Annotated in this window: 17 protein-coding genes, 1 tRNA gene and 1 pseudogene; 6 read left to right on the top strand and 13 right to left on the bottom strand. The window is 66.9% G+C overall.

Annotated features, from left to right (window positions below):
- Positions 1-14 precede the first annotated feature (14 nt).
- Positions 15-656 (bottom strand): annotated as a pseudogene (locus ACFSC3_RS14015) (DUF47 domain-containing protein); the annotation flags it as partial.
- Positions 657-865: 209 nt separating this feature from the next.
- Here ACFSC3_RS14015 and ACFSC3_RS14010 point away from each other — a divergent pair.
- Positions 866-941, top strand: a tRNA-Lys gene (locus ACFSC3_RS14010).
- A gap of 30 nt (positions 942-971) precedes the next feature.
- On the opposite strand, the gene ACFSC3_RS14005 is transcribed toward ACFSC3_RS14010, so the two are convergent.
- From ACFSC3_RS14005 to ACFSC3_RS13980, 6 genes are all read right to left on the bottom strand, one after another.
- Positions 972-1,361 carry a hypothetical protein gene (locus ACFSC3_RS14005; RefSeq protein WP_380941058.1) on the bottom strand — a complete coding sequence of 130 codons (390 nt, stop codon included), beginning with the start codon at positions 1,359-1,361 and terminating at the stop codon, positions 972-974.
- A gap of 2 nt (positions 1,362-1,363) precedes the next feature.
- Positions 1,364-2,485 carry a rod shape-determining protein RodA gene (gene rodA / locus ACFSC3_RS14000; RefSeq protein ID WP_380941057.1) on the bottom strand — a complete coding sequence of 374 codons (1,122 nt, stop codon included), beginning with the start codon at positions 2,483-2,485 and terminating at the stop codon, positions 1,364-1,366.
- Entirely contained in the window at positions 2,482-4,509 is a 2,028-nt protein-coding gene (gene mrdA, locus ACFSC3_RS13995) for a penicillin-binding protein 2 (RefSeq protein WP_380941468.1), read from the bottom strand. The genes rodA and mrdA overlap by 4 nt, the downstream gene beginning before the upstream one ends.
- A gap of 65 nt (positions 4,510-4,574) precedes the next feature.
- A complete protein-coding gene (locus ACFSC3_RS13990; protein ID WP_380941056.1) occupies positions 4,575-5,093 on the bottom strand; it encodes a rod shape-determining protein MreD in 519 nt (172 codons plus the stop codon).
- Positions 5,090-5,971 (bottom strand): rod shape-determining protein MreC, encoded by an 882-nt coding sequence (locus ACFSC3_RS13985; RefSeq protein ID WP_380941055.1) that lies wholly within the window; start codon positions 5,969-5,971, stop codon positions 5,090-5,092. The genes ACFSC3_RS13990 and ACFSC3_RS13985 overlap by 4 nt, the downstream gene beginning before the upstream one ends.
- Before the next feature lie 152 nt (positions 5,972-6,123).
- Positions 6,124-7,167: a rod shape-determining protein gene (locus tag ACFSC3_RS13980; RefSeq protein WP_380941054.1), complete on the bottom strand. Its 1,044-nt coding sequence runs from the start codon at positions 7,165-7,167 to the stop codon at positions 6,124-6,126.
- Positions 7,168-7,311: 144 nt separating this feature from the next.
- Between ACFSC3_RS13980 and mutL the strand changes: the two genes are divergently transcribed.
- Positions 7,312-9,093, top strand: a complete 1,782-nt coding sequence (gene mutL / locus ACFSC3_RS13975) for a DNA mismatch repair endonuclease MutL (RefSeq protein WP_380941053.1) — start codon at positions 7,312-7,314, stop codon at positions 9,091-9,093.
- Positions 9,094-9,131: 38 nt separating this feature from the next.
- Here the strand turns inward: mutL and ACFSC3_RS13970 are convergent, their stop codons facing one another.
- The gene (locus ACFSC3_RS13970) at positions 9,132-10,361 is read right to left on the bottom strand and encodes a TetR/AcrR family transcriptional regulator (protein ID WP_380941052.1); all 1,230 of its coding nucleotides are present in this window, start codon (positions 10,359-10,361) and stop codon (positions 9,132-9,134) included.
- 154 nt (positions 10,362-10,515) lie between these two features.
- Here ACFSC3_RS13970 and ACFSC3_RS13965 point away from each other — a divergent pair, with 154 nt between their 5' ends.
- From ACFSC3_RS13965 to ACFSC3_RS13950, 4 genes are all read left to right on the top strand, one after another.
- Positions 10,516-11,763 (top strand): acyl-CoA dehydrogenase family protein, encoded by a 1,248-nt coding sequence (locus tag ACFSC3_RS13965; protein ID WP_380941051.1) that lies wholly within the window; start codon positions 10,516-10,518, stop codon positions 11,761-11,763.
- Entirely contained in the window at positions 11,742-12,824 is a 1,083-nt protein-coding gene (locus ACFSC3_RS13960) for a phosphotransferase family protein (RefSeq protein WP_380941050.1), read from the top strand. Before ACFSC3_RS13965 ends, ACFSC3_RS13960 begins: the two co-directional genes overlap by 22 nt.
- A gap of 104 nt (positions 12,825-12,928) precedes the next feature.
- Positions 12,929-13,723: an SDR family NAD(P)-dependent oxidoreductase gene (locus ACFSC3_RS13955; protein ID WP_380941049.1), complete on the top strand. Its 795-nt coding sequence runs from the start codon at positions 12,929-12,931 to the stop codon at positions 13,721-13,723.
- Positions 13,724-13,771: 48 nt separating this feature from the next.
- A complete protein-coding gene (locus ACFSC3_RS13950; RefSeq protein WP_380941048.1) occupies positions 13,772-14,887 on the top strand; it encodes an energy transducer TonB in 1,116 nt (371 codons plus the stop codon).
- Positions 14,888-14,918: 31 nt separating this feature from the next.
- On the opposite strand, the gene ACFSC3_RS13945 is transcribed toward ACFSC3_RS13950, so the two are convergent.
- The 5 genes from ACFSC3_RS13945 to ACFSC3_RS13925 all read right to left on the bottom strand — a co-directional run bounded on the left by ACFSC3_RS13945 (position 14,919) and on the right by ACFSC3_RS13925 (position 21,865).
- Complete coding sequence (locus ACFSC3_RS13945) at positions 14,919-15,815, bottom strand: acyl-CoA thioesterase (RefSeq protein WP_380941047.1); 897 nt, start codon at positions 15,813-15,815, stop codon at positions 14,919-14,921.
- A 139-nt stretch (positions 15,816-15,954) separates the two neighbouring features.
- Positions 15,955-17,082 (bottom strand): acyl-CoA dehydrogenase family protein, encoded by a 1,128-nt coding sequence (locus ACFSC3_RS13940; RefSeq protein WP_380941046.1) that lies wholly within the window; start codon positions 17,080-17,082, stop codon positions 15,955-15,957.
- 96 nt (positions 17,083-17,178) lie between these two features.
- A complete protein-coding gene (locus tag ACFSC3_RS13935) occupies positions 17,179-18,360 on the bottom strand; it encodes an acyl-CoA dehydrogenase family protein (protein ID WP_380941045.1) in 1,182 nt (393 codons plus the stop codon).
- 156 nt (positions 18,361-18,516) lie between these two features.
- Positions 18,517-20,544 carry a 3-hydroxyacyl-CoA dehydrogenase NAD-binding domain-containing protein gene (locus ACFSC3_RS13930; RefSeq protein WP_380941044.1) on the bottom strand — a complete coding sequence of 676 codons (2,028 nt, stop codon included), beginning with the start codon at positions 20,542-20,544 and terminating at the stop codon, positions 18,517-18,519.
- 97 nt (positions 20,545-20,641) lie between these two features.
- On the bottom strand, positions 20,642-21,865 hold the full coding sequence (locus ACFSC3_RS13925) for a serine hydrolase domain-containing protein (protein WP_380941043.1): 1,224 nt from the start codon (positions 21,863-21,865) through the stop codon (positions 20,642-20,644).
- Between the last annotated feature and the right edge of the window lie 97 nt (positions 21,866-21,962).

Raw genomic sequence — 21,962 nt, 5'->3', positions numbered from 1 at the left:
GGTCGTGCCTTTCGTCAGGCGTGGTCGATGACGAGGCCCTGGATCTCGTTCGCGACATCCTCGAACCGGTCGCAGACGCGCTCCAGATGGCTGTAGATCTCGCGGCCGATGATGAAGGCCATGGGATCCGCCTTGGTCTTGCCGAACAGCGCCCGCAGCCCGGCGTCATGCATATCGTCGGCCTTGCCCTCGATCCGCACCAGACGTTCGGTCAGGTCGTGCAGGCGCGAGGCGTTGGGGGCCAGGTTGCGCAGCAGCGGAACCGCCTCTGCCGCGGTCTGCGCAGCCTCTACGATCGCCTCGCTCATCGCCACCATTTGCGGCTCGAAGCTCGTGACCTCGTACATCGCGATGGTGTTCGCGGTCTGGTTCATCTGATCGATCGCATCGTCCATCACCCCGATCAGGTCGGTGATGGCGCTGCGGTCGAACGGGGTCACGAACACGCGACGGACGTCCATCAGCACTTCGCGCGTCACATCGTCGGCCTCATGCTCGCGGCGCACGATCTCGGCGATGTGATCGCTCAGCGTCCCCTGGCCATGAAACAGGTGCGACAGCGCTTCAGCGCCGGCGACGACGATTCGCGAATGCGCTTCGAATTGATCGAAGAAGCGCCCTTGGCTGGGCATCAACTTCTGGAACCAGCCCAGCATGGGCGCTTCTCCTGGGAAGGGGAACGAGTCGCGGCGGCGGTTACACGGGTTAGGACCGCGCGACAATCGATCGTCGGTATCGGACGGCTTCCCGAAAAAATCCATCGCGTGGATGCAAAAAACGCTTGCCGAGCGCGTGAACGATGATATTGGGCGCCCTCCCGATCGGGACGCGGCGCTCCGGCGCTGCCTACCAAGCCGATCAGTGTGGACGCATAGCTCAGTTGGTAGAGCAGCTGACTCTTAATCAGCGGGTCCTTGGTTCGAGCCCAAGTGCGTCCACCACCTTCTTCCCGATACACCAACGAAGCGGTTTTAGTCGCGTGGTGCGCGCTTCGCCCGACGTTCTGCGATGGCAGCGTCGACCGCACGTTGAGCGGCGTCCGAATCGACGGGGGTGGCGCGAGGCGATTTGGTCGCGGGGACGGTCGCGGCGCTGATCGCGCCGGCTTCCAGCCGTTCGATGCGTTGCGTCAGCAGGTCGAGGTCGAGCGCCTGCGGATTCGCCTTCAACTCCCCGACTTCACGCTCCAGAGCGACGACTCGGTTCTGGAGGACGTCGATCCTCGCGCGGTCCTCGATGTTGGCGATGGCGGCGGCTTCCGCTTCGGTGGCGTTGGTGGCCGGGTCGGCCGGCTCGCGTGTCGGGCCTTGCGGCGAGCAGCCGGCCAGCGCGATCGGCAGCAGCATCAGATGTCGGCGCATTTTCACCACCCGGACACGCGGCGATTCTGGCGGTCGATCGCCATGAGAATGCCGATGCAGATCATGACGGTCATCTGCGCCGAACTGCCGAAGCTGATGAAGGGCAGGGGGATGCCGACGACCGGCGCCAGGCCCATCACCATCATCAGGTTGATCGCGACGTAGAAGAAGATGGTGGTGGCGAGCCCTGCCGCCGTCAGCCGCTCGAAGCGTCCCTCGGCCCGCACACCGACCATCACGCCCCAGCGAATCAGCAGCATGAAGGCGATGATGATCCCGAAGCCGCCGATCAGCCCCCACTCCTCCGCCATCGTCGCGAAGGCGAAGTCGGTGTGGCCTTCGGGCAGATAGTCGAGGTGACTCTGGCTGCCGTTGAGGAAGCCCTTGCCGGTCAGCCCGCCCGAACCGATCGCGATTTTCGACTGGCTGATGTGATAGCCGGTGCCGAGCGGGTCGCTCTCGGGATCGAGGAAGATCAGGATGCGGTTGCGCTGATAGTCGTGAAGAACATAGTTGATCGCCAGCGGCACCCCGGCCGCGAAGGCCAGTAGCCCGCTGACGAACAGACGCAGCGGCACGCCGGCCAGGAACATGACCGTCACCCCGCCCATCGCGATCATCAGGCCGGTGCCGAGATCGGGCTGCGCCATTACCAGCAGGAACGGGACGCCGACAAGGACGCCGGCCGGCACCAGCGGACCATAGCGCCGCACTTCGGCCGGCGGTAGCATGTCGTAGAACTTGGCCATCGCCAGCACGATCATGACCTTCATCATCTCGGACGGCTGAAGCCGGATGATGCCAAGGTCGAGCCAGCGCTGACTACCCCCCTTCACCGCGCCGAGCAGCTCGACGAGGACCAGCAGCACCAGCAGCACGACATAGCCGGGCAGCGCGAGGCTCGCCATGATGCGGGGCGACACGCGTGAGATGACGATGGCCATGCAGAGGAAGGCGCAGAACAATGTCGCCTGCTTCAACGCCCAGGGCGACAGGCTGCCGCCCGCAGCCGAGAACAGCACGACCCAGCCGAACCCGCCGATCGCGAGGACGAGGAACAGGATCCGCCACGGCAGCTGTGCAAGCGGCGCGGGGACCAGGCCGGAGACGGGGGCGCGGATCATTGTGTGTTGCCCGGCTGGAGCTGCGGACCCGGCGCGTCGTCTTCCAGGGGAAGTTCCTCGGTGCGGCCTTCGGCGATACCCGTGGTCGGCGTCGTTGCGTTCGACTGTTCGACCGCCCGCTCGACGATGGTGTTCGCTGCGGCCTCGGCATCCTCGGGCGGCGCCGCGACCGGGTTCTGCGCAGCCTCGAACGCTGCTTTCTGCGCGGCCATGCGGGTCCGGATGTCACCGCCCCAGGTGGGCTCGACCTCTTCGAGCGCCGTGACAGCGCGCTTCTTGTCGAACAGATAGGTCATGATGTCGCGACCTGTCAGCGGGGTGTCGAGGTTGCGGACGGTATGGCCGTTATGTTCGAGCACGACGGCCGCTGCATAGCGCGGATTGTCGGCGGGCGCGAAGCAGATGAAATGGGCGTGGTCGCGCAGCTTGAAGGGGAGCTGCCCGTTGGAGAGCACGCCCGAGCGCCGCTCGGCCATCGTGATGCGTCGGACCTGTGCGGTCCCGGTCTTGGCCGCCAGGGCGACGCCGGGAACATACATGCGCGATGCGCCGCCGGTGCCGCCGCCGTTGACCACCGCCCACATCGCCTCGCGCACGATGGCGAGATGTTCGGGCTTGTAGGGCAAGGCAGGCGCATTGCGGCTATCGCGCCCGGCAAGCAGATGCGGCTCGATCATCCTGCCGCTGGCCAGGCGTGCGGCCATCACCGCCATCTGCAACGGGTTGGCCAGCACATAGCCCTGTCCGATCGAGGCGTTGAGCGAATCGGCGACCGTCCAGCCGGTCTTGTACTTGCGCTCCTTCCACGCGCTGTCGGGCACGGTGCCGTAGCGCTGGCTGGGATAGGGCAGCTCGAACTTCTGCCCCAGACCGACCGCCCGTGCGACCGGCGCGATGCGGTCATATCCGAGCCGCCGAATCATCTCGTAGAAATAGATATCGCAGCTCTGCGCGATCGCTCCCCGCAGGTCGAGCGGGCCGTGACCGCGGCGCTTGTGGCAATGGAAGACGCCGTTGCCGACACGCAGCGCACCCGAGCAGAAGACGCGCTCCTGCGGGCTGACGCCGGCTTCCAACAGGGCGAGGCCGTTCATCGGCTTGACCGTGGAGCCCGGCGGATAAAGGCCCTGCAGCACCTTGTTCATCAAGGGGACGTGGTCGTCGTCCGACAGCATCTTCCATTCGTTATGGCTGATGCCGTCGGAGAAGCTGTTCGGATCATAGGCCGGCATCGACACCATCGCCAGCATCTCGCCGGTCTGGCAGTCGAACACGACGCAGCTGCCCGAATTGGTGCCGAGGCGGCGGGCTGCATATTCCTGCAAGCCCGAGTCGATATTCAGCCGGATCGTCTGGCCCGGCACGTCGGGACGCGTTGCCAGTTCACGGACGAGCTTGCCGCGCGCCGTGACCTCGATCCGCTTGGCGCCGGGCGTGCCGCGAAGGCGTTTTTCCAGGCTCTTCTCCAGCCCGTCCTTGCCCAGCTTGAAACCGGGCGTGACCATCAGTGGATCGCGCGCTTCCTTATACTGTTCCGCGGTCGCCGCGCCGACATATCCGGTCAGATGCGCAACCGCAGCGCCAAGTGGATAGTTGCGCGAAAACCCCCGCGACGGCGCGACACCGGGCAGTTCCGGCAGCCGAACGCTGACCGCGGCGAAGCGGTCCCAGTCGAGGTTTTCGGCGATCTGCACCGGCTGGAAGCCGGCGGCGCGCTTCAGACCGGCATCGATCCGCGCGCGCTCGTCGGCAGGCAGCGCCAGAATGTTCTGGAGCACGCCGAGCACCCGGTCCTTGTCCACGACACGGTCGGGGATGATGTCGACGCGGAAGTCGGTGCGGTTGTTGGCGATCGCGTGCCCGTGGCGATCGACGATCCAGCCGCGCCGAGGGGGCACCAAAGTCGTATTGACCCGGTTGCTCTCGCTGAGCAACGAATAACGCTCGTTCTCCGCGACGGCGAGCCAGGTCATCCGCGATGCCAGCAGCACGCCGACGCCGATCTGCGCGCCCGACACGAACATCGCGCGGCGCGTGAAGGTGAAGGACTGGACCGCGTCGCTGGCGATCGCGAAGGGATTGGCGATCCTCACCGGCGCTGCTGCCCCATGGCATCGACCCAGCCGCAGGTGGCCGCGGCGAGCGGGTAGAGGGCGGCGGCGATCGCGATCTGGATCATCAGCACCGTGTCCACATGCGCGACCAGCGGCGTCCCGGCAAGCCGCGCGCCGATCAGGAAGCCCGCGACGGCGCCGCCCGCGACCAGCCAGTCCTGCCAGAAATCGCGCCAGACCAGCCGGTTGTCGACCAGATCGATGCCGATCAGGATCAGCGTCCACAGCGACGTAGCGCTGCCGAGCGGATGCCCGCTCAACAGATCGTCCCACAGCCCCAGCGGCGCACCCGCCCAGACCGGCAGGATATCGGGGCTGCGCTGGCGCCAAGCGAGCAGGAACAACAGGCCGAGCGGCGGGAGATAGGGCACGACCGAGATGAGCGGGACCAGCACCGGCAGCAGCGATCCTGCCATGACGACGGCGGCGGCGATCAGCGACCGCCTGCGCGCGCTGATCGGCTCGCCGAACTTCGACGGCCGGGGCGGTCTCATTTTGCCGGGCCTGGCGATGCCGGTGGCGGGGGCGGTAGCGGCGGCAGGAAAGCGCGCTGCACCACCGCGAAGTCGAGCGCGTCGGGATCGGCGAACGGACGGGCAAGCGCCATGTCGCGCGACTCCGCATCGACCCGCGCGACCGGGATGTTGGGCGGATAGATGCCGCCCGTGCCGGACGTCACGAAGATGTCGCCGGCCCGGAACGGCGCGTTGACCGATCCGGCGGAGCGGATGTCGAGCTGTCCGTCACCCCGCCCGCTGGCGATCGCGGGCAGGCCGTCGCGGGTCCGGCGCACCGGCACGATGCTTTCGGGGTCGGTGACGAGCAGCACGCGCGCGGCGTTCAGGCCCGTCTCGAGTACGCGGCCGATCAGTCCTTCGGGTCCACGAACCGGCTGGCCGGGCTCCACGCCCTGGAATCGCCCGGCGTTAAGCGTCGCGAAGCGGCGGGTGCTCGACCCGCTCGAATTGACCAGCCGCGCGGTGACGACGGGCGAAGGATCGACGTCGCGGACGCGGAGCAGCGCGCGCAGGCGGGCATTCTCGCGATTGATCATTCGCGCGCGGAGCACGATCGCCCGTTCGGCTTCCAACTGACCGCGCAGTTCGCGCACCTTGTCCGCGCCGCCGAAATAATCGGTGATCGCGCCGGGCGCTGCCGCGACCCGGCGAATGCCGTGCAGGCCGCTGGAAATGGGTGTCGTCACTTCGGCGACTGCGGACCGCAGCGCGGCGAAGGCGGGCGGGTTGAAGAAGGACAGCAGCACGAGCACGGCACCGACCAGCACGCCGGTCGCCGCCGCGACATAGCCGATGAAGACCCCGTACTGCGCGCGCCGTGAAAATCCGGTGCGCCTGGCAATCGGCGGCGGCATCCGTCCCGCGCCCCTTCCTCTAAGCGATCAAACCGAACCTCGCCCCGGTCGCCCTGAGCTTGGCCGAAAGCCTGTCCTTCTTCCGTGGGAAAGAAAGGCAGGGCTTCGACACCGTCAGCCCGAACGGGGAGGGGCCTGTCCTCAATCCGCGATCAGACCTGGATCAGAACGCCGCGGAACTGCTCGTCTTCCAGCGCGCGACCGGTCCCGAGCGCGACGCAGGTCAGCGGGTCCTCCGCGACCGTCACCGGCAGGCCGGTCTCGTCGCGCAGCACTTCGTCGATCCCCTGCAACAGCGCGCCGCCACCGGTCAGGACGATGCCCTGGTCGACGATGTCGGCGGCAAGCTCCGGCGCGGTATTCTCGAGTGCGATACGGACGCCCTCGACGATCGTGCCGACAGGTTCCGACAGCGCCTCGGCGATCTGGCCCTGGTTGATCTGGATTTCCTTGGGCACGCCGTTGACCAGGTCGCGGCCCTTGATGTGCAGTGTCATGCCGATGCCGTCGACCGGCGGCTTGGCGATGCCGACTTCCTGCTTGATCCGCTCGGCAGTCGCTTCGCCGATCAATAGGTTATGGTTGCGGCGGACATAGCTGACGATCGCCTCGTCCATCTTGTCGCCGCCGACCCGCACCGACGTCGAATAGGCGAGGCCGCGCAGGGACAGCACCGCGACTTCGGTCGTGCCGCCGCCGATATCGACGACCATCGACCCCACGGGCTCGGTCACCGGCATGTCGGCGCCGATCGCGGCGGCCATCGGTTCCTCGATCAGGAAGACCTGGCTCGCACCGGCGTTCGATGCGGCATCGCGGATCGCGCGGCGCTCGACGCTGGTCGAGCCGGACGGCACGCAGATGACGATCTGCGGCCAGCGCAGCATCGACTTGCGGCCGCCATGAACCTTGCGGATGAAGTGCTTGATCATCTCTTCGGCGACGTCGATGTCGGCGATGACACCGTCGCGCAGCGGGCGGATCGCCTCGATCGAGCCGGGCGTCTTGCCCATCATCAGCTTCGCGTCGTCGCCGACCGCGCGCACCTTCTTGATACCGTTGATCGTTTCGATCGCTACGACCGACGGCTCGTTGAGCACGACGCCGCGGCCCCGCACGTAGACGACGGTGTTCGCCGTGCCGAGGTCGATCGCCATGTCGTGCGACATGAATTTGAAGATACGCGAAAGCATCATTGAGTCAGATTCCGTCCAGGCCGGGCATCGCCCTGCCCGGCGATTCGCACATGTGAACGTCCCTCGGCCTGCAAGCCAGGCGTCCGGCTCCGGCTGTTCGGATACGGGTCGCGGGATGCCGTCGAGTGGGCTAGAGCGACACCCATGTCAATACGTCGTCTCCCCAGTCATCTCGTCAACCGGATCGCGGCCGGAGAAGTGGTGGAACGCCCTGCCGCTGCGTTGAAAGAACTGGTCGAAAACGCGATCGACGCCGGCGCGACCCGGATCGCGGTGAGACTGGCGGGCGGCGGGACCGACATGATCGAGGTGACCGACGACGGTTGCGGCATGACGCCGTCCGATATGGCGCTGGCTTTGGAGCGTCACGCCACGTCGAAACTGCCCGACGAGGACATCGAGGCGGTGGCGACGCTCGGCTTCCGGGGCGAGGCGCTGCCCTCCATCGCCAGCGTCGCGCGGCTCACGCTGGAAAGCCGGGTGCGCGGCGCGGACGGGTGGATGCGCCTGGTCGACAACGGTACCGTGGAAGCCGAGGGACCGGCCGCTCTGCCACCGGGCACCCGCGTCCGGGTGGAGGGATTGTTCGCCCGCGTGCCCGCACGGCGCAAGTTCCTTCGCTCCGCCCGCGCCGAATATGCCGCCTGTCTGGAGATCGTCCGGCGCCTCGCGATGGCGCGGCCCGGCATCGGCTTCTCCGTCGAGCATGACGGCCGCCGTACACTGTCGGTCCAGCCCGACGAAGACCGCCCGGCACGGGTCGCCGCGCTGACCGACCGCGATCTGGCTGCGAACAGCGTCGCCATAGACTTCGCACGCGAAGGTCTGACGCTAGGCGGCGTCGCCGGCCTGCCGACCTTTCACCGCGGCATCGCCGACCACCAATATCTGTTCGTCAACGGCCGACCGGTAAAGGACCGGCTGCTGATCGGCGCGATCCGCGGCGCCTATGCCGAGATGATGCCGCGCGACCGGCACGCGGTCGTCGCGCTGTTCCTCGACGTGCCGGCCGATGTGGTGGACGTGAACGTCCATCCCGCCAAGACCGAAGTCCGCTTCCGCGACCCGGCGCTCGTGCGAGGGCTGATCGTCAGCGGACTGCGTCGAGCACTCGATGAAGCCGGGCATCGCTCGGTCCAGCGGCCGAGCGAGACGGCGCTCGGTGCGTGGCAGCAGGAACCGGTCGTCCCACCGATCGAACGAACGACATGGGCCAGCACCGACCTGCTCGATCGGACCTTCTCATCTTCCGCCAGCACGGTTCAGGACCGCCGCCCTACCTTCGCCATGCCGCCACCCATGGCGCGTGCCGAGCCGGCCTGGGCCCCGCCGCCCGAGACGGTCGCGCACCCGCTGGGCGTCGCCCGCGGCCAGGTCGCCAAGACCTATATCGTCGCCGAGGCGGAAGACGGCTTGGTCATCGTCGACCAGCACGCCGCGCACGAGCGGCTCGTCCTCGAACGCATGCGGCGCGCCATGGCCGGTGGCGGCGTCGCGTCCCAGGCGCTGCTGCTGCCGGAAGTCGTCGAGCTCGACGAACCCGCCTGCGACCGCCTGGAAGCGCGGGCGAGCGAGCTCGCGGATTTCGGCCTGGACCTCGAACGCTTCGGCCCCCGCGCGATGCTCGTTCGCGCGACGCCCGCGCTGCTCGGCAGCGGCGACGTCACCGGCCTCGTTACCGATCTGGCCGACGAACTCGCCGCCTATGACGAAGCGCTGTCGCTCCGCGAACGCCTCGACCATGTCGCCGCGACGATGGCCTGCCACGGCTCGGTCCGGGCGGGACGGGTACTATCGGTCGCGGAAATGAACGCGCTACTGCGGGAGATGGAAGTCACGCCGCACTCTGGCCAATGCAATCATGGACGGCCGACATGGGTGAAGCTGGCGCACGGCGATATCGAGAAGCTGTTCGGGCGGAAGTGATGGGTTCGAGGGCTGCAGCCTGACTGCTTTTAACGCCCTCAAGCCAGAACCCGGTCGTCGAACAGGCCGAACATCAGCGTCGACGCATACATCGCCACGGCCCGTTCGCGCGGCATGGTGCTCGCCCATTTGCGCATGTCGAACGCGGCGTTCTGGAGTGCCATCAGCGCCTGGCTGGCGACGAGTGGATCGACGGCGCGGATCGAGCCTTCGGCGATGCCGTCGGAGATCATGCCGGCGAAACGGCGGGCCAGACGGTTCGAGCGGTCGATCATGGTTTGGCGATCGCGCGGGGGGAGGCCGGACAGGGCGGTGGTGCGCAGCAGTGGCCCGCGTTCGGAGAACTGGATGTCGAGCAGCGTCGCCATGACGCTCTCCAGCCTTTGCCAATGCGTGCCGCCGGCCGCCTGCGCGCTCGCCTGCGCCGCCGCGATGCGGTCGAAGCTGCGGCGGTAGCATTCGGTCACCAGCTCGTCCTTGGCATCGAGGTGGTGGTAGAAGCTGCCCTTGGTGACGTTCAGCTCGCTGGCGATCCGCTGCACCGACGCGCCGCGATAGCCGAGTTCGTTGATGAGGCGCGTCGCCGCGGTCAGAAAGGCGGCGCGACCGGGCTCCTGATCGTCGTCGTCGACGTCCAGCAGGCGCGGCGTCCAGCTGGCGCGACCCGCCGCCAGTCCGTGACGGAACAGGTCCATCAACCGCGCCTCGACCCGGTCATATTCGTCGACATCGTAGCGGGTCAGCCAGACCGACAGCCAGAAGGTATTTTCCAACAGGACGTGCGCGCGTGCGCCATACAAATCCTTGGTCGCGCGGTCGGGCGCGTCGCCCCATAGCGCGCGGGTGTTGCGGAACACGCGCTGCCAGCCGGCGAGCAGCTTGCTCTTGATCGGTTCGTCCATCGCGCGCAGGTCGCTCAGGATCGCGAAGTCGGTGTCCTCACGCCGCGCGATGCGGCCCATCCGCTGGAAATTGATCGCCAGATAGCGGGCGACGCGCGCTTCGGGGGTGGCCTCCGCCATCGCCTCTTCCAGCATGGCGCCCAACTGGTCGATGGTGTGTTCGAAGCAGGCGGAGGCCAGATCCTCCTTGCGGCGGAAATAATAGGTGACGCTGGTGGTGTTGAGCCCGACGCGAGCGGCGACGTCGGCGAAGGTCATGCCCTTCGCGCTCTGGTCGTTGATCGCTTCCGCCGCGGCGGCCAGGATCGCGTCGCGTTTCGCCTGGAAGCGCTTGGTTCCGCCGTCTTTGCCTGCGATCGCACTCATGATGCCGCGAGAATAGCATTCCGGAAGCAAACGCCTAGAGCCTTTTTACACGGCCGGGTACGTGCGCCCGCAGGCGCGAAAAATCGCACGAGCGGGCTTTACCGAAAAACGGGTACGGCCTAACCAGGGTGAAAGAATCTGAGGAGAGGGTGTCGTGGACTTCACGCTGAGCGAACGCGAGACCTATTGGCGCGACCGGGTCCGGGCCTTCATCGACCGCGAAATCGCGCCGCGCGACGCCGACTATCACCGCCAGCAGGCCGAAGGCGAGCGCTGGAAGGTGCTGCCGGTGATTGAAGAGGTCAAGGCGCTGGCGAAGGCGGAGGGGCTGTGGAATTTCTTCATGCCGCCGCATTCGGGCCAGTCCCATGTCGACGACAGTTTCGTGTTCGAAGGCGAACAGCTCACCAACCTCGAATATGCGCTGTGCGCCGAGGAGATGGGGCGTATCGTCTGGGCGAGCGAATGCTTCAACTGCTCCGCGCCCGACACCGGCAATATGGAGGTGTTCCACCGCTACGGCACCCGCGCGCAGAAGGATCGGTGGCTGAAGCCGCTGATGGACGGCGAGATCCGATCGGTCTTCCTGATGACCGAGCCGGCGGTCGCATCGTCCGACGCGACGAACATCGAAACGTCGATCGTCCGCGACGGCGACGACTATGTCATCAACGGCCGCAAATGGTGGTCGTCGGGCGTCGGCGACCCGCGCTGCAAGGTCGCGATCCTGATGGGCAAGACGGACACGTCGGCGAAGCGCCACGCGCAGCAGTCGATGATCCTCGTCCCGATGGACGCGCCCGGCGTCCGCATCGAACGGATGCTGTCGGTCTATGGCTATGACCATGCGCCCCACGGCCATGGCGAGGTCGTGCTGGAGAATGTCCGCGTGCCGGCGGAAAATATCCTGCTGGGCGAAGGGCGTGGGTTCGAGATCGCGCAGGGGCGCCTCGGCCCGGGGCGTATCCACCATTGCATGCGCACGATCGGCGTGGCGGAGTCGGCGATCGAGGCGATGGCGAAGCGCCTGCTGTCGCGCGTGGCCTTCGGGAAGCGGATCGCAGAGCAGAGCGTCTGGGAACAGCGCATCGCCCGCGCGCGGATCGACATCGAGATGACCCGGCTTCTGTGCCTGAAGGCCGCGGACATGATGGACAAGGCGGGCAACAAGTCCGCCCAGCTCGAAATCGCGATGGTGAAGGTGCAGGCGCCGACGATGGCGCTCAAGATCCTCGACGACGCCGTTCAGGCGCATGGCGGTGCGGGGGTGTCGGGCGATTTCCACCTGGCGCACGACTGGGCGAACGTCCGGACGCTGCGCTTCGCCGATGGTCCGGACGAGGTGCATAACCGGGCGATCGCGCGGAACGAGTTCGGCAAATGGGGCGGCGCGGCGTCGTGACCCCGACCGAGGCACCCCAGACGACCGAGGTTGCCGACAAGGACCGGCTCGACGACGCGGCGCTGACCGGGTGGATGGTGGCGAATGTCGATGGGTTCGTACCGCCGCTCCGATACCGGAAGTTCGCCGGTGGCCAGTCGAACCCGACCTATCTGATCGAGGCGGGCGACGGTGCCCGCTACGTCCTGCGCCGCAAGCCCTTCGGCCCGCTGCTGCCGTCGGCCCACGCCGTCGACCGTGAGTATCGCCTGATCGCCGGCCTCCACCCGACCGGCTTTCCCGTCGCCAAGCCTTATGGCTTGTGTACCGATGCCGGCGTGATCGGTGCTGAATTCTACGTCATGGGTTTCGCCGACGGTCGCAACCTGTGGGACGGGACTTTGCCGGGCTATGCGCCGGCCGAGCGGACCGCGATCTACGAGGCGATGTGCGATACGCTCGCCGACCTGCACACCACCGATTACGTCGCGGCGGGGCTGGCGGACTATGGCAAGCCGGGCAATTATTTCGAACGGCAGGTCGCGCGTTGGACCAAGCAATATCGCGCGTCCGAGACCGAGGTCATGCCCGAGGTCGACCGGCTGATCGAATGGCTCCCCGCAACGCTGCCGCCACAGACCGCGACCAGCATCGTCCACGGCGACTATCGCATCGACAACATGATCTTAGCGCCCGATGCTCCACGCGTGATCGCGGTGCTCGACTGGGAGCTGTCGACGCTCGGCGACCCGTTGGCCGACTTCAGCTACTTTCTGATGAGCTGGGTGACGCAGCCCGAGGGGCGATCGGGCGTCATGGGCCGCACGGGTCCCGACACCGGCATCCCGCCGATCGAGGCGATGGTCGAGCGTTACTGCGCGCGTACCGGCCGCGACGGCGTGCCCGACCTCAACTGGTACTTCGCCTACAATTTGTTCCGCCTGACCGGCATCGTCCAGGGCATCAAGAAGCGCATCGTCGAGGGCACCGCGTCGAGCGCGCAGGCGGAGGCGTCGGCGGCGCAGGTGTATCGGTTGGCTGGCGCGGCGTGGGACTTCGCGAGGAAGGCCGGAGCGGAGTAGCCACCCAATCCGTTCGGGCTGAGCTTGTCGAAGCCCTTTCCTTTTCCTGGGACGACGGGTTGGAAGAAGGACAGCCTTTAGAGGCTCAGGGCGAACGGGAGTGGATGAATATGCGGTTCGAAGGCAAGTCGATCATCGTAACCGGCGCCGGCTCGGGCATCGGACGCGCGACCGCGATGCAGTTCGCGCGCGAGGGCGGCCGGGTCATCTGCGCCGACCTGACCGAGGGCGCGGACGCGACCGCGGCGATGATCGGCGACGCCGCGACGCCTTTGCGCATGGACGCTGGCCGCGAGGAAGACGTCGTCCGCGCGGTCGACCTTGCCATCGGGCGTCACGGCCGGCTCGACGTGATGTTTGCCAACGCCGGCATTTCCGGCGGGCTCGCCAACATCTTTGACACCTCGGTCGACCTCATCACCGAGGTGCTGCGCATCAACGTGATCGGTCCGTTCCTCGCGCTGAAGCACGCCGCGCCGCGGATCGTCGAGGCGGGCGGCGGCGCGATCGTGCTGACCGCCAGCGTGGCGGGCCTGCGCTCGGGGGCTGGCTCGCCGGCCTATTCGGCGTCGAAGGCGGGCGTCATCAGTCTGGCGCAGCTCGGTGCGCAGCAGCTTGCCGGCTCGAACGTGCGGGTCAACGCGGTCTGCCCCGGCCTGACCGAAACGGGCATGACGCAGATGATCTACGACGGCGCACGCGCAGCGGGAAAGGGCGATCGCCTCGGCCGGCTGAACCCCTTGCGGCGCGGTGCGGACCCGGAGGAACTGGCGGAGGTCATCACCTTCCTCGCGTCCGACGCGGCGAGCTACGTCAACGGACAGGCGATCGTCGTCGATGGCGGGCTGTCGTCGAGCCATCCGTTCAACCGCCAGGAGTTCGGCAAGACGGCGACATAATCCGGATAAGGTCTTGAGCGAGTCACGCGCCGGGCGCAGGATCTTGCCATGCCGATCCTTCCCCTGTTCGTCGCCGTTTCCACAATCGCCCAGGCGCCATCGGGCGCGCCGCCGAAAGTGCTGTTCGACTTCACACCCGGCCCGGTTACCTGCGAGGAGGGCTCACCGGTCGCCATTGCAATCGAGCGGCCGGTCCCAGCCGCGGGCGCGTTGACCGTCTCACGACCGATCGCCGACTATGTCTTCACTTTTCGCATTGACGGCGCCGGACGGGTCGGCGGCATCGCGCTACAGCCACGGGAGGTACCGAACCTGTACCTGCCGGCGACGGACCTGCAACCCGCGCTCGCCGCATCGCGTTTCGCGGCGGGAGCGCCGAAGTCGCAGTGCACCATCCGTTACCGTGTGGCCGCTTACCCGGTAGCCGAGGCACCAGTCGCGATCGCGCAGCGCTTCTTTGTGCTGCCCCATGATCGCGTCTACTTCGAACGCGACGTGACGCTGCGCGCCCGTGATCTCGGAGGCAATTGCTACGCTGGCAAAGCGCCGACGATGCTGCTCCGGGGCTTCCCCGATCTCGACTCCATCCCGCAACCGTCCGGCGCACTGTCCGCTACGGTCGCCGCGTTCGATATCGACCGGTCGGGCAAACCAATCCGCATCCGCACAATAACCAGCGATGGCAATCTTATGCTCGATGAGGCGATGCGCCGGGCGGTCGCGAAGTCACGCTACAAGCCGGGCGATCCCCGGACCGGTTGTTCCGTGCCCTATTTTCGTCGCCAACCGAATCCTTTGACGGCACCGCAGATACCGCCACGCGATACGTTCCCCGCCAGCGGCGAAGGTTGTCCGGCGGAGGACAGCAGATGGGCGTTCCTGCCTACGCTCACCTTCCCCGAGCCGTTTCGCCGCCGCGGGGTCGAGGGCTGGGCCGTCGTCCGCTATGATTACGCACCTTGGGGGCAAGTTCAGAACGTGACCGTGTTGGCCAGCGAACCTGCTGCTGCGTTCGGCGATCAGGCGCGCCAGATTATCGGCAATGCCCGTCGCACCGCGTCTCCGCGCGGTGCGACGGGCTGTATCGAGCGCGTTCGGTTCAAGATGGGCAAGCTGGGCGAGATGCCCGATCCCGCGCCCCCCGTGCCGCCGCCGCCGTTCTGAACGACAGAGACCGAGGGCAGATATTGAACGCCTAACCCCTGACTCGGATCAGCCCTTCCTGCGCGGTGCTTGCGACCAGCCGGCCGTCGCGGGCGAAGATGCGCCCGCGGTTGAAGCCTCGGCCATGACCGGACCAGGGGCTGTCGGTCGTGTAGAGCAGCCAGTCGTCGGCGCGGAACGGTTCGTGCAGCCAGACGGCGTGATCGAGGCTCGCGGTCTGCATCTTGCCGCTCAGCCAGCTCTTGCCATGCGGCAGCATCGCGGTGCCGAGCAGCGCCATGTCGGACGCATAGCTCAGGACCGCGCGATGCAGCGCGGGGTCGTCGGGCAGGGGGGCGGTTGCGCGGAACCAGGCGTGCCAGACCGGCGGCGCGGGCTCCGGGTGGATTAGGGACTTTGGCGTCACCGGGCGCATCTCGATCGGGCGGGCGCGCAGGAAGAAGGGGCGCAGCTTCTCCGGAATTTCCTCGATATGCTCCCGGCGCATCTCGGTTTCGGAGCGCAGGGCTTCGGGCGGCGGCACGTCGGGCATCGTGTCGCGGTGATGGAGCCCCTCTTCGGCACGCTGGAACGATGCCGCCATATTCAGGATCGGCTGCCCCTTCTGCATCGCGATGACGCGCCGCGTCGCGAAACTGCCGCCGTCGAAGTCGCGGACGACGCGGTAGATGATTGGAAAATTCTCGTCCCCCGGCCGCATGAAATAGGCGTGGAGCGAATGTGCGTCCTTGCCCTCCACGCTGCGCTGCGCCGCCTGAAGCGCTTGGGCGATCACCTGCCCGCCGAACACCCGGCCGACCCCGCCGGGCTGGCGATGACCCCGGTAGAGGTCGGTGTCGATCGTCTCGACATCGAGCAGCGCGATAAGCTGGGCGACGAGGGCTTCGGGCGTTTCGGCGCGGGGTGGGGGTGTCGTTTCGTCGGTCATCCAATATCCTCCCCGGGACGGGGAGGGGGACCATGCGCAGCATGGTGGAGGGGGCTATCCTCCAGCGATGCGCTTGGGGAGGCCCCCCTCCACCACGACCTCCGGTCGCGGTCCCCGTGAACGGGGAGGATCGCGATCGTCAATACCCGCCCGCCTTCGCCAGCGCATCGGCGTGGAAATTGGTGTCCCCGAACATCTCGGCCAGCACGCGCGCCCGCTTCATGTAGAAGCCGATGTCATATTCGTCGGTCATGCCGATGCCGCCGTGCATCTGGATACCTTCCTGCACGGCGAGCGTCGTGGCGAGCCCCGTCATCGCCTTGGCGACCGACACGGCATTTGCAGCGCGCTCGTCGCTGGCGTCGAGCAGTTGCTGCGCCTTCAGCGTCGCCGCGCGGGCGACCTCCATTTCGGAATAAAGGTGCGCGGCGCGGTGCTGGAGCGCCTGGAAGCTGCCGATCGTCACGCCGAACTGCTTGCGCTCCTTCAGATAGCCGACGGTCATGTCCATCGCGCCCGATCCGACGCCGATCATCTCGGCAGCGGCCCCGGTGCGGCCGGCGGCGAGCAGGCGCTTCAGGTTGGCGGCACCGCCATCGACCTCGCCGATGACGGCGTCGGCATCGACTTCGACCCCGTCGAATTCCATCCGCGCGGCGATACTGCTGTCGGCGAGGCGTTCGGGCGTCGCCGTCAGCTTCGCGGCATCGCGCGGCACGGCGAACAGGGTGACGCCGTCGTCCTCGTCCGCGCTGCCGGCGGTGCGAGCGGCGACGATCAGCAGGTCGGCGACATGGCCGTGCGTCACGAATTGCTTCTTACCGGTGAGGCGAAAGCCATTACCCGCGCGCTCCGCCGTCATGGCGACCGTCGCTCGATGCTTCGGCCCCTCGTCGATCGCCAGCGCCGCAATCGTTTCGCCCGACAGGATGCCGGGGAAGTGCCGGGCGGCGTGTGCGGTGCCCTTGAGCGCCTCGACAGCGGCGACGGCGGTGGTGAGGAAGGGGGAGGGCGACAGGTTGCGCCCAATCTCTTCCAGCACCACGCCCGCTTCGACATGGCCGAGCCCCAGGCCGCCGTCGCCTTCGGGGATCAGAATGCCGGTGAAGCCCATCTCGGCGAACTGCTTCCACAGGTCGCGGGAAAAGCCGGCCGAATCGTTCGCGTCCCGCAGCGCGCGCAGGTGGGACACAGGGGCGGCGTCGGCGACGAAGTCCTTCGCGGTGTCGCGGAGCATCGTCTGTTCGTCGTTGAGGTACAGGGGCATGATAAAGATCCTCGTGTCCCCGCGCAGGCGGGGACCCAGGGCCCCGAGCGCAGCATCTGTGGCTCTAGGTTCCCGCCTTCGCGGGAGCACCGGTGGTCAGGACGGCAATTCCAAAATCCGCTTGGCGATGATGTTCAGCTGGACCTCGCTGGTCCCGCCCTCGATCGAATTCGCCTTCGTCCGAAGCCACGCCCGCGGCTTCGCGCCCTTCGACGAAGCCTCGCTTTCCCATTCGAGCGCGTCAGACCCGCCGCTCGCCATGATCAGCTCGTAGCGCGCCTTGTTCAGCTCAGTGCCGTAATATTTCATCATGCTCGGCTGCGCGGGATGAGCCTGCCCGGCCTTCAGTTCGTCGATGAACTTCTCGCTCATCGCGCCGAACGCCTTGGCGCGCACTTCGAACATCGCCAGTTCGGCGCGCAGCAGCGGGTCGGCGAGGCGGCCTTGGTCGTCGAGGCCGATCGTCGCGATCGCGCCTTCGATCAGCGGGTTCCCGCCCGGACCCGCCAAACCCATGCCCGAGATCATCTCGCGCTCGTGGCCGAGCAGATACTTGGCGACGTCCCAGCCCTTGTTGAGCTCGCCGATCAGATTCTCCTTCGGCACCTTCACATCGTCGAAGAAGGTTTCGCAGAAGGGCGAATAGCCGCTGATCAGCAGGATCGGCTTGGTCGACACGCCTTCGCTGGCCATGTCGAACAGAACGAAGCTGATGCCGCCCTGTTTGGTCGTCTTGTCAGTGCGGACGAGGCAGAAGATCCAGTCGGCCTTGTCGGCGTAGCTGGTCCACACCTTCTGCCCGTTGACGAGGAAGTGGTCGCCCTTGTCCTCGGCGGAGGTCTGCAAGCCCGCCAAGTCGGACCCGGCGTTGGGTTCGCTATAGCCCTGGCACCAGCGGATTTCGCCGCGCGCGATCTTGGTCAGATGCTCCAGCTTCTGTTCGTGCGTGCCGTATTTTAGCAGCGCTGGGCCGAGCATCGAGATGCCGAAGCTGTTGAGCGGATTGCGGCAGCGCAGGCGCGCCATTTCCTCGCGCAGGATCTTGGTCTCGGCCGCGCTGAGACCGCCGCCGCCATATTCCTTCGGCCAGTCGGGCACGGTCCAGCCGCGCTCTGCCATGCGGTCCATCCAGAGCTTCTGGTCGGGCGTCAGCATCGACTGATCGCGGCCGCCCCAGCAGGCGTCCTTTTCGGACCGCACCGGTTCGCGCATGCTGGGCGGGCAGTTCGCCTCCAGCCAGGCGCGGGTTTCGGTGCGGAAGGTTTCGAGGTCGGTCATGGCATCCTCTCTTGCTCCTCCCCGGGACGGGGAGGGGGACCGCTCAGCTTTAGCTGAGTGGTGGAGGGGGCGGGCCGCACCCGGATCGCTTGCGGCGAGCCCCCTCCACCATGCTGCGCATGGTCTCCCTCCCCGCGAGCGGGGAGGATTTTTAGTTTAGTTGAACCGCTCGCCCTTCTCCGCCTTGTCGCGGAGCAGTTTGGCGACCGGGAAGCCGTGCTTTTCCAGCCCCGCGACGATCGTCTTCAGCCCGACCGTGTCCGCCCAGAACATCGGCCCGCCGCGATACGGGGGCCAGCCGTAGCCGTAGATCCACACGACATCGATGTCCGACGCGCGCTGCGCCTTGCCTTCCTCCAGGATGAGCGCACCTTCGTTGACCATCGTGTAGAGCGTGCGCTCGACGATCTCCTCGTCGGTGATCTCGTGTTGCGGCGTACCGGTCTTCTTGCGGAAGTCCTCGATGATCTCAGCCACGCGCGGGGAGTTCGAGGGGCGGCGGTTCTCGTCGTAATCGTAGAAGCCGGCGCTCTTCTTCTGCCCCCACCGCCCCTCTGCGGCGAGTGCGTCGCGGATGTTCTCGATGCGGGTCGGATCGCGGTGCCAGCCGATGTCGACGCCGGCCAGGTCGCTCATCTGGAACGGTCCCATCGGCATGCCGAACTCGACATGGACGCGGTCGACCTGTTCGGGCGTCGCGCCTTCGTGGAGCAGCTTCATCGCCTCGACCTGACGCGGCATCAGCATGCGGTTGCCGATGAAGCCGTAGCAGACGCCCGCCACCACAGCGACCTTGCGGATCTTCTTGGCCAGCGCCATCGCGGTCGCCAGCACGTCGTCCGCGGTCTTGTCGCCGCGCACGACTTCCAACAATTTCATGACGTTGGCGGGCGAGAAGAAGTGCAGGCCCAGCACATCCTGCGGCCGGCCGGTGACGCTGGCGATCTCGTTGATGTCGAGATAGCTGGTGTTCGACGCCAGGATCGCGCCCGGCTTGCAGATGCCGTCCAGCTTGGTGAAGATGTCGTTCTTCACCCCCATTTCCTCGTACACCGCCTCGATCACGAGATCGCAGTCGGCGAGGTCTTCCATCTTCAGCGTCGGCGTCAGCAGGCCCATCGCCTGTTCGACCTGCTCGGGCTTCATCCGGCCCTTGGCGGCGGTCGCTTCATAGTTCTTGCGGATCGTGCCGGTACCGCGGTCGAGCGCCTCCTGCTGCATCTCGACGATCGTCACCGGAATGCCGGCCGAAAGAAAATTCATGCTGATGCCGCCGCCCATCGTGCCGGCACCAATCACGCCGACGCGCTTGATCGGGCGCAACTGCACGTCCTCGGCGACGCCGTCGATCTTCGATGCCTTGCGTTCGGCGAAGAAGATGTGGCGCTGGGCGGCGGACTGGACGCCCATGATCAGCTTCATGAAGCCGTTGCGCTCGCGCTGCACGCCCTCGGCATAAGGCAGCGACGCGGTTTCCTCGATGACCGAGATGATCTCGGCCGGGGCGTCATAGCCGCGGAAGCGCTTGGCGTTGGTCTTGCGGAAGGCGTCGAATACGCCCGGCTCCACGCTCACCGGCTTCTCGCTGGCGCGGGGCAGGGGGCGGGCATCTGCGACCTCGCGCGCATAGGCGATCGCGTCGGCCGCCAGGCTGTCTTCGCCGGCCAGACGATCGACCAGCCCGGCGGCCTGCGCCTTGGCGGCGGGGACGGGATCCCCCTTGGTCGCCAGTTCCAGCGCGAACTCGACGCCAGCCACGCGCGGGAGGCGCTGGGTGCCGCCGGCGCCGGGCAGGATGCCGAGCTTCACTTCCGGCAGGCCGAGCTTCGCCGACGGGACGGCGATGCGATAGTGGCACGCCAGCGCAACCTCGCAGCCGCCGCCCAGCGCCGTCCCATGGATCGCGGCGACGATGGGCTTGTCCGATGCCTCGATGCTGTCGACCAGCGTCGGCAGGCCCGGCTCCTGCATGGGCTTGCCGAATTCGGTGATGTCGGCGCCGGCGAAGAAGGTCTTGCCCTCGCACGTGATGACCATCGCCTTCACGCTGTCGTCGGCCAGGCCTTCCTTGACCGCGCGGTCGAGGCCCTGGCGGACCGCGGCGCCCAACGCGTTCACCGGCGGGTTGTTCGAGGTGATGATCAGGACGTCGCCGTCCTTGCGGGTGGTGATCGGGTCGGTCACTTTTCTCTCCTTCGTGCTCCCGCGAAGGCGGGAGCCCAGGGCCGCGATGGCGGCGGTTTGTGGCTCTAGGCTCCCGCTTTCGCGGGAGCACTGGTGGCTAGGTCAAAGCCGAATAAATCAGCGTCTTCAGTTCCCGCCGCACCGGATAGGTGCTGCTGGGCGTCATCTGCGTCATGAAGATCATGATGATCCGCTCGACCGGATCGATGAAGAAGGCGGTCGAGAACATGCCGCCCCAATAATATTCGCCGACCGACCCCGGCACGAGCGTCGGCGCGACATTGGTCGTGACTGCAAAGCCGAGGCCGAAGCCCACGCCGGCATTGGTCGCTTCCGAAAACATCGACCGGCTCATGCTGGCAAGATCGCGACCGCCGGGCAGGTGGTTGATCGTCATTAGCTCGACCGTCTTGCGCGACAGGATGCGCGCACCGTCCAGCGTGCCCTTGCCAAGCAGCATCCGGCAGAAACGGTGGTAGTCGAGCGAAGTCGATACCAGACCGCCGCCCCCGGACACGAGCCGCGGCGCATGACTCCAGGCCGACTCTGCACCACGATCATACATTACGCGGCCCTTGCCGGGTACGAAGGCATAGCAGTCGGGCAGGCGATCGGTTTCGCTCGCCGGCACGGTAAAGCCGGTGTCGGTCATGCCGAGTGGCGTAAAGATGCGCTCGCGGAACACATCGCCGAGCGGCTTGCCCGCGATGCGCTGGACGACGAGGCCGAGCACATCGGTCGCGACCGAATAATTCCACGCCTCGCCCGGCGAGAATTCCAGCGGCAGTTCGCCGAGTGCCGCGACGAAGCCGTCGAGATCCAGATTACCGTGCCAGTTCTCGATCTTGCCGGCGCGATAGGCGGCATCAACCGGCGTGCGCTCCTGGAAACCATAGGTCAGACCCGCAGTGTGCCGCAGCAGGTCGACCATCCGCATCGGCTCGGCCGTCGGGTTCGTCGTGAACGCGGTATCCCCGCCGCCGCCGGCATAGACCCCGACACCCTTCAGCTCGGGAAGGATGTGATGCACCGAAGTCTCAAGCGCGACGCGGCCCTCCTCGACCAGTTGCATGAACGCGACCGACGTCACCGGCTTGGTCATGCTGGCGATGCGATAGATCGTGCGCTCATCGACCGGTGCCGACCCGACCTCGCGCGCGGCGCCGTTGGAGGCGAAGTGGACGATCGCGTCGTCGCGGCCGATCAGCAGCTGGGTGTTCGCGAAGCGCCCCGAATCGACATAGCGCTCGGCCAGGAACGCGTCGATCGCGCGCAGCCGGTCGGGGTCGAAGCCATGATCCTCTGCCCGCGCCAGCTCCATCGCCGTGACATACCTCTCATTCGAAACGCTTCATCGCCGGTTCGGCGTCTTGCCCCTGCTTCTATCCCTTGAGCCGCGCGCAAATCAACACTAACCT

This window comes from Sphingomonas floccifaciens (assembly GCF_042681125.1).
Lineage (GTDB): Bacteria > Pseudomonadota > Alphaproteobacteria > Sphingomonadales > Sphingomonadaceae > Sphingomonas > Sphingomonas floccifaciens.
This window is presented reverse-complemented; position numbering and strand designations above follow the sequence as displayed.